The sequence below is a fragment of the Candidatus Acetatifactor stercoripullorum genome (assembly GCF_944382095.1).
GTDB classification, from domain to species: Bacteria; Bacillota; Clostridia; order Lachnospirales; family Lachnospiraceae; genus Acetatifactor; species Acetatifactor stercoripullorum.
In genome coordinates, this window is the sequence record NZ_CALWMU010000013.1 from 1 (window position 1) to 12,537 (window position 12,537).

Here is a 12,537-nt window from a genome sequence, read left to right on the forward strand (position 1 = left end):
GTAACTGAAGCTGTAGAGGCTGGCGTAAAATCTAATGATATTTGTGTCAGTTAATTTTTATTCGATGTACTAGTCACTCTTATTTTGGTTATTACGCCCAGTTTTTGATGCCATGGAGCGAGTTTCACAATCACCTATCATGGGATAACCTCTTTTGAAAAGGGAAAATCCGCATTTTTAAATCTGCTTATTCTGGATGCCTTCCATAAAATTTATCCAGGGAGTCCATTCTGGCAGACATATTTACCATCATGGCGTCCAGAATTACGAGAGCGGTCATACATTCCATGACCACCACCGCTCTGGGAACGATAACGGGGTCGTGGCGCCCTTTAATCTGGATATCGATCTCTTCCCCGGCTTTGTTCACTGTCTGCTGACTGCTGAAAATGGAAGGCGTGGGCTTTACCCAGGCTCTGACCAGGATGGTATCGCCGTCGCTGATGCCGCCCAGAATTCCCCCGGCATGGTTGGTGGCCTTGACCACATGGCCGTCCTTCATGCGAAAGGCGTCGTTATTTTGACTGCCGTTTTTTGCGGATACGCTGCATCCGTCCCCAATCTCTACGGCTTTTACCGCTCCTATGGACATAATGGCTTTTGCAAGACTGGCGTCCAGCTTTTCAAACACAGGATCTCCAATTCCGGCGGGAACGCCCTCTACAATACATTCCATACAGCCTCCTGCAGAGTCCGTATGCCGTTTGGTTTCCTCCAAAAAGGCTGTGGCTTCTTTGTCCGCCTGGTAATCCGGCATGGCTGTGGCGGTGTTTCGGGCGGCCTTTCTGTCAAAGCGGGTAAGATCAGCTTCCACTGGTCCAATGGAGCGCGTGTAGGCAAAAACGGTAATCCCCAGCTGCTTTAATATTTTGCAGGCAATAGCTCCGGCGGCCACGCGGCCTGCTGTTTCCCTGCCGGAGGAGCGTCCGCCCCCTCTGTAATCCCTAAAGCCGTACTTTTGATCGAAGGTATAGTCCGCATGTCCGGGACGGTAATAGGAGGCTATTTCACTGTAATCCCTTGAAATCTGGGAGGTATTGCGCACCATAAGCATGATAGGAGTTCCGGTGGTGCGCCCCTCAAAGACGCCGGAGAGAATTTCTACCTGATCCGCTTCCTTTCTGGGAGTGGAGATGCTGGTTGCACCCGGCTTCCTGCGGTCCAGATAGGATTGAATATCCTCTTCACACAAAGAAAGCCCGGCAGGACAGCCGTCTATGACTACGCCTAAGGCCTTGCCGTGGGATTCGCCCCAGGTGGTGATTTTAAATATGGTTCCAAAAGTTGACCCTGCCATATGGTTCCCTCCAGAAATGAATTTTAAACTGTAATCCACATTATAGCCAACAGGATGGGAAAACGCAACTTTTTTGGAGAAAAAGGGTGCATATGAGGAAAAAGTATGATATTATCATAAAAAGATGTTTGAAAAAAGGCTGATTACCAATGAGGGATAAAAAAAACACAAAATTTCATAGAGCGGTAGTGAGGTTTGGCAGAAGAAACCGCTTTTGCCGGATGCTGGTGCTTCCCGGTATTGCTTTTTGGAGGCTGGCGGTTCATGTGGCCGGCTATTTTCGGGACAATGGAAAGCGCCTGGGGATGGTGTGTATGTCCTTTCTGCTGTTTGCCGTATACAGCAGCTTTTCCTTTCCCTTGTTTATCTCTGCAGGGGAAACGGGCTTTGACAGCCCAAACGGAGAAGGGCAGACCTCCCGGACAGTGTCTCTTGCGAAGGAGACGCAGATCAATCTGGAGGATATGGAGATTTTAGAGGACGAGGATGTACTGGAGGGAAATGAGCAGCTGGAAATTTCCCATGGGATGAGTATTGGGGATAAATATCAGGCATCTGAAATATTGGAGGCCACTCCGCAGCGGAACAGCCTTTCTTCGGATGCGCAGAACCACAGCACGCAAGGCGGCGGAAAAACCCAGCCGGATGAGGAACAGGAGTATGTGTTTTCAAAGGATGACTGGCGGCTTGTTTTGATCAACAAGCAGCACTCCATTCCGGAGGACTATACCTTCACCCTGGGCACCATTAAGGGAAGCATGCAGTGCGATGAACGAATCATAGATGATCTGCTGGATATGCTCCAGGCGGCCGAGGAGGACGGGGTGGATTTGATGATCTGTTCCCCTTACCGTGACCTGGAGTATCAGAAAATGCTTTTTAACCGCAAAATTGAGCGGTATATGAACAAAGGAATGTCCTATATGGAGGCGTATCAGCTTTCCAGCCAGGCGGTGACCGTGCCCGGGGCCAGCGAGCACCAGATCGGACTGGCTCTGGATATTGTCTGCAGCACCTATATGTCCCTGGATGAAGGCTTCGGGGACACTGAGGCCGGAAAATGGCTTGCGGAAAACAGCTGCAGATTCGGCTTTATCCTTCGTTATCCAAAGGGGAAAGAATACATCACGGGAATTGAATATGAGCCCTGGCATTTCCGCTATGTAGGAGTGAAGGCGGCGGAGGTGATCACAAAACAGGGCATCACACTGGAAGAATTTTGGGAGGAATATTTAGATAATGTATGAATTGATCAAGAAGGAGGGACGGGCAAAACGCGCCCGGCTTAAAACGGTGCACGGCGTCATAGAGACGCCTGTATTTATGAATGTGGGCACCGTTGCGGCTATCAAGGGGGCGGTGTCCACACAGGATCTGGAGGAGATCAAAACCCAGGTGGAATTGTCAAACACCTATCATCTTCATGTAAGACCCGGGGACCGGATTATCAGGCAGCTGGGCGGCCTCCACAAATTTATGTCCTGGGACAAGCCTATTTTGACAGATTCCGGAGGCTTTCAGGTGTTTTCCCTGGCAGGTCTGCGAAAAATCAAGGAGGAGGGTGTCTATTTTCATTCCCATATAGATGGCAGAAAGATTTTCATGGGACCGGAGGAAAGCATGCAGATACAGTCCAATCTGGCATCCACCATCGCCATGGCCTTTGACGAGTGCCCTCCCAGCAAGGCGGAGAGAGGCTACGTGCAGGCCTCTGTGGACCGCACGGCAAGGTGGCTTGCCCGCTGTAAGGAGGAAATGAAAAGGCTGAATGCTCTGGAGGATACCCTCAATCCAAATCAGCTTTTGTTTGGCATCAACCAGGGAGCGGTCTATCCGGATATCAGGATCGAGCACGCAAAGCGGATTTCGGAAATGGAGCTGGACGGCTATGCGGTGGGCGGCCTTGCGGTGGGAGAGACCCATCAGGAAATGTACAATATTCTGGAGGAGGTAGTGCCCTATCTGCCGGATCATAAACCTACGTATCTGATGGGAGTGGGAACCCCGGCCAATATTTTGGAGGGAGTGGAGAGAGGCATCGACTTTTTTGACTGTGTGTATCCCACCAGAAACGGCCGCCATGGTCATTTGTATACGAACCATGGAAAAATCAATCTTTTTAATGCAAAGTATGAGCTGGATGACAGACCTATAGAGGAGGGCTGCGGCTGTCCGGCCTGCCGCCGGTATTCAAGAGCCTACATCAGACATCTGCTGAAGGCAAAGGAGATGCTGGGAATGCGTCTGTGTGTGCTGCACAACCTCTATTTTTATAATACTATGATGGAGGAAATCAGAGCCGCTTTGGATGAAAACCGGTTTGCACAGTACAAAAAGGAAAAATTAGAGCGCATGTCCACGCATCAGGAGTAAAATTTTTATAAAACTACTTGCCCCTGTGAGAAATTTTGTGTATGATTATTACTTGAAGTACTTTTACAGGCGGAAAACGTCGGAATGGAGGAGCAATGGGAATATTGTTAACAGATGATGCGGCGGCCAGTGCAGCTGGAAGCACGGTGAGCTTTATCGGAATACTGCTTGTTTATGCAGTGCTGATCGGCGCAATGTATTTCTTCTTTATGAGGCCCCAGAAAAAGGAGCGCAAAAGGCTTGCGTCCATGCTTGCATCGCTGGAGACGGGAGACTGCGTGCTGACTACATCGGGCTTTTACGGCATTGTCATTGATATTACGGACGACACTGTAATCGTTGAATTTGGTAATAATAAGAACTGCCGTATCCCCATGGAGAAATCAGCAATCAGCCGCGTAGAGAAGCCCGGTGAAAATTAAGAAGATATCTGGAGAAGCAAAGGCAGTGCCTCATTGTTCAGGCGCTGCTTTTATGTTAAAATGGAAAAAAATGCGCAGAGGGCGGCGCAGAAATGAGGGAAACTATGGAATTACATATTGTCTGCATTCCCGGGGATGGCATAGGACCGGAGATTATAAGAGAAGCTAAAAAAATTCTGGAAAAGACGGCTGATGTTTACGGCCATAAGATTTTGTTTCAGGATATTTTGATGGGAGGGGCGTCCATCGACGTCCATGGAGTGCCCCTGACAGAAGAGGCTGTTGCGGACGCCAAGGCGGCAGATGCGGTGCTCATGGGTTCCATCGGAGGAGATACCACCACTTCACCCTGGTATCAGCTTCCCCCTGACAGAAGGCCGGAGGCTGGGCTTTTGGCCCTGCGAAAATCGCTGAACCTTTTTGCAAACCTGCGCCCGGCGGTGCTGTATGAAGAGCTGGCAGGGGCCTGTCCCCTAAAGGAGGAGATCAGCAGCGCAGGATTTGACATGGTGATTGTGCGGGAGCTGACAGGAGGTCTTTATTTCGGTGAGAGAAAGACCATAGAGGAAAACGGCATCCGAAAGGCCATTGACACCCTGACCTACGATGAGAACGAAATAAGGCGTATTGCGGTAAAGGGCTTTGAGATTGCCAGAAAGCGCCGTAAAAAGGTGACCAGCGTGGACAAGGCCAATGTATTGGATTCCTCCAGGCTTTGGAGAAGCGTGACCAAAGAGGTGGCAGAGGATTATCCGGATGTAACCCTGGAGCATATGCTGGTGGACAACTGCGCCATGCAGCTTGTAAAAAATCCCGCTCAGTTTGACGTGATTTTGACGGAGAATATGTTTGGCGATATTCTTTCCGATGAGGCCAGCATGGTTACCGGCTCCATCGGCATGCTGGCGAGCGCAAGCTTAAACGACAGCAGCTTCGGACTTTATGAGCCCAGCCACGGCTCTGCGCCGGACATTGCGGGAAAAAATATTGCAAATCCCATCGCAACCATACTCAGCGCTGCAATGATGCTGCGCTACAGCTTTAATCTGGACAAAGAGGCCCAGGCCATAGAGAACGCCGTAAAACAGGTGCTTTCGGAAGGATACCGCACGCAGGATATTATGTCCCAGGGCATGACCCTTACAAGCTGCAGTGAGATGGGAGACCTTTTAGCAGAGCGCATCCGGTGACATTTTAAGGGAACAGGCAGTAAAATTGGCAATAGAGGTAATAGAAGGAAATAGATAAGAAAAGTGGAGGATAGAAAGATGAGAAGCGATTCCGTAAAGACAGGCACCGCACAGGCGCCCCATAGAAGCTTATTCAACGCGCTGGGTTACACGGAGGAGGAGCGCAGCCGGCCCATGATCGGCATTGTGAGCTCTTACAATGAAATTGTACCCGGCCATATGAATCTTGACAAAATTGTGGAGGCTGTGAAGATAGGAGTTGCCATGGCGGGAGGAATGCCTGTGGTGTTCCCGGCCATTGCAGTGTGCGACGGCATTTCCATGGGACATGTGGGAATGAAATATTCTCTTGTGACCAGAGATTTGATCGCGGACAGCACGGAATGTATGGCCATGGCCCACGGCTTTGACGGACTGGTGTGTGTGCCCAACTGTGACAAGAATGTGCCCGGACTTCTGATGGCGGCGGCAAGACTGAACATCCCCACAATCTTTGTCTCCGGCGGCCCTATGCTGGCGGGACGGGTGCACGGACAAAAGAGAAGTCTGTCCTCCATGTTCGAAGCGGTGGGAAGCGTGGCTGCGGGAACCATGACCCTGGAGGAGCTGTCTGAATTTGAGGAGAAGGTGTGTCCTACCTGCGGCTCCTGCTCCGGCATGTATACCGCCAATTCCATGAACTGTCTGACAGAAGCCATCGGCATGGGACTTAAGGGCAACGGTACGATTCCGGCGGTGTTTTCAGAGCGTATCCGTCTGGCAAAGCATGCGGGCATGCAGATTATGGAGCTTGTAAGAAAAGATATCAAGCCCAGGGATATTATGACCAAGGATGCCTTCCTGAATGCGCTGACGGTGGACATGGCCCTTGGCTGTTCCACTAATTCCATGCTGCATCTGCCTGCTATTGCCAGGGAGGCGGGCGTGGAGCTGAATCTGGATATCGCAAATGAGCTGTCGGCCAAAACTCCTAATCTGTGTCATCTGGCTCCGGCAGGCCCTACCTACATAGAGGACTTAAACGAGGCCGGGGGCGTTTATGCGGTAATGAATGAGCTGACCAAGAAGAATCTGCTGCATCTGGACTGCATGACTGTTACAGGCCGGACGATCGGTGAAAATATAAAGGGCTGCGTCAACAAGAATCCGGAGGTGATTCGTCCCATCGAAAATCCCTATTCCGAGACCGGAGGCATCGCTATCTTAAAGGGAAATCTTGCGCCGGACAGCGGTGTGGTGAAGCGTTCTGCGGTGGCGCCTGAGATGCTTGTGCATCAGGGCCCGGCCAGGGTGTTTGACTGTGAGGAGGATGCAATCGAAGCCATCAAATCCGGTAAAATCGTGGCAGGAGATGTGGTGGTGATTCGTTATGAGGGCCCTAAGGGCGGCCCGGGAATGCGGGAGATGTTAAATCCCACCTCGGCGATTGCGGGAATGGGTCTGGGTTCCAGTGTGGCCCTGATAACCGACGGCCGTTTTTCCGGTGCATCCAGAGGCGCTTCTATCGGCCACGTTTCCCCGGAGGCTGCTGTGGGCGGCCCCATTGCCCTGGTGGAAGAGGGCGATATCATCAGCATCAATATACCGGAGAACAGACTGGATGTGCTGGTATCCGAGGAAGAGCTGGCGGAAAGAAGAAAGAAATGGCAGCCAAGAGAGCCCAAGGTGACAACGGGATATCTTTCCAGATACAGGGAGCTTGTAACCAGCGGCAACAAAGGGGCCGTGCTGGAAGTGCCTTCCAGAAAATAAGCGTGTGATGAGAAAGCCCAGGGAGGATTTTGACAAATGCAGTTAAATGGTTCGGAAATTGTTGTAGAGTGTTTAAAGGAGCAGGGAGTGGATACCGTTTTCGGGTATCCTGGAGGCTCTATTCTGAATATTTATGACGCACTGTATCAGCACAGTGATGAAATTACACACATATTGACTTCTCACGAGCAGGGAGCGGCTCATGCCGCCGACGGCTATGCCAGAGCAACGGGAAAGGTAGGAGTATGTCTTGCCACCAGCGGTCCGGGAGCCACCAATCTGGTAACCGGCATTGCCACCGCGTATATGGATTCCGTGCCCATGGTTGCCATCACTGCCAATGTGAACCTTCCCATGCTGGGGAAGGACAGCTTCCAGGAGGTGGATATCGCGGGAGTTACCATGCCTATCACAAAGCATGGCTTTATTGTGAAGAATGTTGAAATTCTGGCGGATACCATCCGCAAGGCTTTTTCTATTGCAAAAAGCGGGCGGCCGGGTCCTGTCCTGGTGGATATCACAAAGGATGTGACAGCGGCGGTCTGCGAGTATGTTCCTGCAAAGCCTCAGACGAAGGAGTCTGCGCCTTCCTACAGCGAGGAGGATTTGGACCGGATTGCGGATTATATCAATAAGGCAGAAAAGCCGTATATTTATCTGGGCGGCGGAGCTGTTTTGTCCGGAGCCTCCAAGGAGGTGGCGGAGTTTGCGGAGCTGATCGACGCGCCTGTCTGCGATACCCTGATGGCCAAGGGGGCTTTTGACGGCAGAAGCAGACGCTACACAGGCATGATCGGTATGCACGGCACAAAGACTTCTAACCTGGGTGTCAGCCAGTGCGATCTTTTGATTGCCCTGGGAGCGAGATTTTCGGACAGAGTGATCGGAAATCCCAAGCGCTTTGCCGAGAATGCGAAAATCATACAAATTGATATCGACCCGGCGGAAATCAACAAAAACATTCGTGTAAATGCCTGTCTGGTGGGAGATTTAAAGGAGGTGCTTTCCCGGCTGAACAAGAAGCTGGTGCAGCAAAACCACGAGGAATGGATGAATGCCATCCAGGAGATGAAGGAGAAGTATCCTTTAAAATATGACAAGGAAAAACTGTCCTGTCCCTATGTGATTGAAGAAATCGACCGGATTACAGGGGGAGACGCTATCATTACCACGGATGTAGGACAGCATCAGATGTGGGCGGCTCAGTACTACAAATTTACTAAGCCCAGAACCTTTTTGTCCTCCGGCGGCCTTGGCACCATGGGCTACGGCCTGGGAGCTTGTATCGGCGCAAAGGTGGGGCGGCCTGATAAGATATGTATTAACATTGCGGGAGACGGATGCTTCCGGATGAATATGAATGAGCTTGCCACCGCCAGCAGATATCAGATTCCCATCATCCAGGTGGTGATCAACAATCATGTTTTGGGCATGGTTCGCCAGTGGCAGACTCTTTTCTATGGGAAGCGTTATTCCCAGACTGTTTTAAATGACAAAGTAGATTTCTGCAAGGTTGCCGAGGGACTTGGCTGTGCGGCTATCCGTGTTTCCACAAAGGAGGAGGTGGAGCCGGCCATCAAAAAGGCAATTGCCATGAATGCGCCGGTTATGATCGAGTGCATGATTCCGGAGGATGACAAGGTGTTCCCTATGGTTCCTGCGGGGGCTCCTATTGAAGAGGTGTTTGACGGAGACGATTTGAAGGAATAGTCTGCAATGAAACGAAGGACAAGAATTTTTTTGGTAATGGTTATTCTATTGCTTGCCGCAGTTTCTGGATATCTGGCTCTGGCCTTTTATTACAGAGGGGTATTCAGCTTAAATACCTGGATTAACGGTGTTTATTGCACAGGCAAGTCAGTGGAGGAGGTAAATTCGGAGCTTCTGTCTTTTACGGAGGCTCCGATTATTACAATTACGGACAGTACGGGACAATCCTATCTGCTGGATTTATCCCAGGCGGATTACAAAGGGGACTACACGGAGTCTTTAGAGGAGTCCTTAAAGGAGCAGAATTCCTTTCTGTGGGCCGGATATTTCACGGCACAAAGAAACACTCTGGCCCCGGCGGTTTCCTTTGACGAAGAAAAGCTGGAAAAGCTCTGGCAGGAGCTGCCCTTTGTCAGGCAGGAGCTTGAGAGAGAGCCCGGACTTTCTATCGAACGCAGAGACGAGGGCTATACGCTGATAGACGGCTTAAGCAGCAGGCTGGATACCCAAAAGGCGTATCAGGCGCTTTTGTCTGTGATAAAAGAGGGAGAGACCCAGCTTTCTCTGGGGGACGCAGACTGCTATTATGCGCTTAAGAAAGATGAGCAGGATGAACAGACACTTAAGCTGTGGAAAAAGATAGAGCAGTTTCAGGACTGCCAGATCACCTATGATATGGGGGATGAAAAAATTTTGCTGGATGCGTCCGTCACCGCAGGCTTTTTAAAGACAGAAAATGGACTTCCTGTGCTTAACGAATCGGGAGAGCTGGTGATGGAAAAAGAGCAGGTGGAGGCTTTCATAAAAGAGCTGGCCGGAGAATATGATACCTATGGCGGGGAGAGGAGCTTTCTTTCCACCAGGGGAGATGTGGTGACCATAGAGGGAGGAACCTACGGCACACAGTTAGATCAAAAGGCAGAGGTGGAATATCTGATGGAGAGCATTCCTGCAGGGGAAAGCTGCGTCCATATTCCTGCGTACAAAAGGCAGGGACTGCACCGGGGGAAGGACGATATTGGAGATACCTATATCGAAATCGACATGACCCAGCAGAAAATGTACTATTACGAAGAGGGGGAGCTTCTTTTGGAGACAGAGGTGGTCACCGGGAACCTCAGCAGAAAATGGGGTACGCCTGAGGGTGTGAATTATGTATATAACAAACAGAGAAACAGGGTGCTGCGCGGGGAAGGCTATGCGTCCCCTGTGAAATACTGGATGCCTGTCAAAGGAGGGATTGGAATACATGACGCCTCCTGGAGAACAGAATTTGGCGGTGAAATTTACAAAAAGAACGGCTCACACGGGTGTATTAATACGCCCTCTCAGAAGATGGCAGAGCTGTATGAGATGGTGGAGACGGGGACGCCTGTGGTGATGTTTTACTAAAAAATACAAAAAATTGAAAATATTTTAACAATGCAGTTGACTAAAGTGGAAGGAAAGATTATTCTATACCTATGGTCAAATAAGAATGAGGAGGACTTTTACAAATGGCAAGAGTGTATAATTTTTCGGCGGGCCCCGCAGTGCTGCCTGAAGAGGTTCTGCGGGAAGCGGCTGATGAAATGCTGGATTATAAGGGCACAGGAATGTCTGTGATGGAGATGAGCCACCGTTCCAAGGCGTTTGAAACCATTATCCAGGAAGCGGAAGCGGATTTGAGGGAGCTTATGAATATTCCCGACAATTATAAGGTGCTTTTTCTCCAGGGAGGAGCCAGCCAGCAGTTTGCAATGATTCCCATGAATCTGATGAAAAACCGGGTAGCCGACTACATTGTCACGGGACAATGGGCCAAAAAAGCCTACCAGGAGGCCTGCATCTACGGCAAGGCAAACAAGATTGCCTCCTCAGAGGATAAGACCTTTTCTTACATACCGGACTGCTCCGATCTTCCCATCAGCGAGGATGCGGATTATGTGTATATTTGTGAGAACAACACCATTTACGGAACGAAATTTAAAACGCTGCCGAATACCAAGGGAAAGCCGTTGGTTGCGGACGTATCCAGCTGCTTTTTGTCGGAGCCGGTGGATGTGACAAAATACGGCGTGATTTACGGCGGCGTACAGAAAAATATCGGCCCCGCGGGAGTTGTGATCGTTATCATCAGAGAGGATTTGATCACCGAGGATGTGCTTCCTGGGACTCCCACCATGCTCCGCTACAAAATTCATGCGGATAATCAGTCTTTGTACAACACGCCTCCCGCATATGGCATCTATATCTGCGGCAAGGTGTTTAAGTGGCTGAAAAAGAGAGGCGGCCTTGCAGCCATGAAGGAATACAATGAAAGAAAGGCAAAAATCCTCTATGATTATCTGGATGAGAGCAGTCTCTTTCACGGCACGGTCCGCAAGGAGGACCGCTCCCTGATGAATGTGCCCTTCGTGACCGGCGACGCAGAGCTGGACGCTAAATTTGTAAAAGAGGCCAAGGCTGCAGGCTTTGAAAACCTAAAGGGACACAGGACAGTGGGCGGCATGCGCGCCAGCATCTACAACGCTATGCCTATCGAGGGCGTGGAAAAGCTGGTTGCGTTTATGAAGAAATTTGAAGCGGAAAATGCAAAGGAGAGTTAAAATGTTTTATATTAATTGTCTGAATCCTATTTCGCAGATGGGTCTGCAGAATCTGACGGAAGGGTATGAGCTGTGCAGTGATGCAAAGGACGCCCAGGGTATTTTGGTAAGAAGCGCGTCCATGCACGACATGGAGCTGCCCGCAGGACTCCTTGCAGTGGCAAGGGCGGGCGCAGGCGTCAACAACATCCCTCTTGATAAATGTGCGGAAAAGGGCATCGTGGTATTTAATACCCCCGGCGCAAATGCAAACGGCGTAAAGGAGCTTGTGCTTGCAGGCATGCTTCTGGCGGCCAGAGATGTGGTTGGGGGCATCGAATGGGTAAAATCGGCAAAGGACGATGAGAATATTGCAAAGGCTGCGGAAAAGGAGAAAAAGCATTTTGCCGGGACGGAGATATCAGGCAAAAAGCTGGGTGTTATCGGCCTTGGAGCCATCGGCGTAAAGGTGGCCAACGCTGCCGTTCATCTTGGCATGGAGGTATATGGATATGACCCTTATGTGTCTGTAAACGCTGCCTGGAATCTCAGCAGAGACGTGAAGCATGTGTTTAACGTGGATGACATTTACGCCCAGTGTGATTACATTACCATCCATGTGCCCCTTCTGGACTCCACCAGAGGAATGATAGACAAAGAAGCTATGAGCAAAATGAAGGATGGCGTGGTGATCTTGAATTTTGCCAGAGACCTGCTTGTAAAGGAAGAGGATGTGCTGGAGGGCATTGAGAGCGGGAAAATACACAGGTATGTGTCCGATTTCCCCAATACGGTCACAGCAGGAAAGAAGGGCTGTATTGTGATTCCTCATCTGGGCGCAAGCACGGAGGAATCCGAGGACAACTGTGCAAAGATGGCTGTGGAGGAGCTGAAGGATTATCTGGAAAACGGAAACATCAAAAACAGCGTGAACTATCCTGCCTGCGACATGGGCGTGTGCACAAAGGTGGGAAGAGTGGCTATTTTCCACAAGAATATTGCAAATATGATTACGAAATTTACGGCGGCCTTTGGAGATAAGGGGATCAATATCAGTGATATGATCAACAAATCCAGAGGAGAGGTGGCTTACACCATGCTGGATGTGGAGGCAGCACCCACTCAGGAAATTGTAAATACCCTGGAAAATCTGGAGGGTGTATTCAGAGTGAGAATCGTGAAAGGCTGAGTGCGCGCCTTAAGGCGTAAACAAAAAAGGCCGTCAG

At 50.3% G+C, this 12,537-nt stretch carries 10 protein-coding genes; 9 read left to right on the top strand and 1 reads right to left on the bottom strand.

Annotated features, from left to right (window positions below):
- Positions 1-187: 187 nt before the first annotated feature.
- Positions 188-1,297 carry a chorismate synthase gene (gene aroC / locus SHK35_RS05470; protein WP_318704509.1) on the bottom strand — a complete coding sequence of 370 codons (1,110 nt, stop codon included), beginning with the start codon at positions 1,295-1,297 and terminating at the stop codon, positions 188-190.
- Between the two features lie 149 nt (positions 1,298-1,446).
- Here aroC and SHK35_RS05475 point away from each other — a divergent pair, with 149 nt between their 5' ends.
- The 9 genes from SHK35_RS05475 to SHK35_RS05515 all read left to right on the top strand — a co-directional run bounded on the left by SHK35_RS05475 (position 1,447) and on the right by SHK35_RS05515 (position 12,500).
- On the top strand, positions 1,447-2,544 hold the full coding sequence (locus SHK35_RS05475) for a M15 family metallopeptidase (protein ID WP_318708979.1): 1,098 nt from the start codon (positions 1,447-1,449) through the stop codon (positions 2,542-2,544).
- A complete protein-coding gene (tgt, locus tag SHK35_RS05480; RefSeq protein WP_318708980.1) occupies positions 2,537-3,670 on the top strand; it encodes a tRNA guanosine(34) transglycosylase Tgt in 1,134 nt (377 codons plus the stop codon). The genes SHK35_RS05475 and tgt overlap by 8 nt, the downstream gene beginning before the upstream one ends.
- A 95-nt stretch (positions 3,671-3,765) precedes the next feature.
- Positions 3,766-4,092, top strand: a complete 327-nt coding sequence (gene yajC / locus SHK35_RS05485) for a preprotein translocase subunit YajC (RefSeq protein ID WP_318704512.1) — start codon at positions 3,766-3,768, stop codon at positions 4,090-4,092.
- Between the two features lie 104 nt (positions 4,093-4,196).
- Positions 4,197-5,282, top strand: coding sequence for a 3-isopropylmalate dehydrogenase (gene leuB / locus SHK35_RS05490; RefSeq protein ID WP_318704513.1), 1,086 nt, complete (start codon positions 4,197-4,199; stop codon positions 5,280-5,282).
- Positions 5,283-5,360: 78 nt separating this feature from the next.
- Positions 5,361-7,034 carry a dihydroxy-acid dehydratase gene (gene ilvD / locus SHK35_RS05495; RefSeq protein WP_318708981.1) on the top strand — a complete coding sequence of 558 codons (1,674 nt, stop codon included), beginning with the start codon at positions 5,361-5,363 and terminating at the stop codon, positions 7,032-7,034.
- A gap of 36 nt (positions 7,035-7,070) precedes the next feature.
- A complete protein-coding gene (gene ilvB, locus SHK35_RS05500; protein WP_318708983.1) occupies positions 7,071-8,744 on the top strand; it encodes a biosynthetic-type acetolactate synthase large subunit in 1,674 nt (557 codons plus the stop codon).
- Positions 8,745-8,750: 6 nt separating this feature from the next.
- Positions 8,751-10,136 (top strand): L,D-transpeptidase family protein, encoded by a 1,386-nt coding sequence (locus SHK35_RS05505; protein WP_318708984.1) that lies wholly within the window; start codon positions 8,751-8,753, stop codon positions 10,134-10,136.
- A 104-nt stretch (positions 10,137-10,240) separates the two neighbouring features.
- A complete protein-coding gene (gene serC / locus SHK35_RS05510) occupies positions 10,241-11,332 on the top strand; it encodes a 3-phosphoserine/phosphohydroxythreonine transaminase (protein WP_318708986.1) in 1,092 nt (363 codons plus the stop codon).
- Position 11,333: 1 nt separating this feature from the next.
- On the top strand, positions 11,334-12,500 hold the full coding sequence (locus tag SHK35_RS05515; RefSeq protein ID WP_318708987.1) for a phosphoglycerate dehydrogenase: 1,167 nt from the start codon (positions 11,334-11,336) through the stop codon (positions 12,498-12,500).
- Positions 12,501-12,537: the final 37 nt, after the last annotated feature.

What these genes read in the sequence shown, in the direction of transcription:
- aroC (WP_318704509.1), bottom strand. Translation starts at nt 1,297, where the DNA reads ATGGCAGGGTCAACTTTTGGAACCATATTTAAAATCACCACCTGGGGC.
- SHK35_RS05475 (WP_318708979.1), top strand. Translation starts at nt 1,447, where the DNA reads ATGAGGGATAAAAAAAACACAAAATTTCATAGAGCGGTAGTGAGGTTT.
- tgt (WP_318708980.1), top strand. Translation starts at nt 2,537, where the DNA reads ATGTATGAATTGATCAAGAAGGAGGGACGGGCAAAACGCGCCCGGCTT.
- yajC (WP_318704512.1), top strand. Translation starts at nt 3,766, where the DNA reads ATGGGAATATTGTTAACAGATGATGCGGCGGCCAGTGCAGCTGGAAGC.
- leuB (WP_318704513.1), top strand. Translation starts at nt 4,197, where the DNA reads ATGGAATTACATATTGTCTGCATTCCCGGGGATGGCATAGGACCGGAG.
- ilvD (WP_318708981.1), top strand. Translation starts at nt 5,361, where the DNA reads ATGAGAAGCGATTCCGTAAAGACAGGCACCGCACAGGCGCCCCATAGA.
- ilvB (WP_318708983.1), top strand. Translation starts at nt 7,071, where the DNA reads ATGCAGTTAAATGGTTCGGAAATTGTTGTAGAGTGTTTAAAGGAGCAG.
- SHK35_RS05505 (WP_318708984.1), top strand. Translation starts at nt 8,751, where the DNA reads ATGAAACGAAGGACAAGAATTTTTTTGGTAATGGTTATTCTATTGCTT.
- serC (WP_318708986.1), top strand. Translation starts at nt 10,241, where the DNA reads ATGGCAAGAGTGTATAATTTTTCGGCGGGCCCCGCAGTGCTGCCTGAA.
- SHK35_RS05515 (WP_318708987.1), top strand. Translation starts at nt 11,334, where the DNA reads ATGTTTTATATTAATTGTCTGAATCCTATTTCGCAGATGGGTCTGCAG.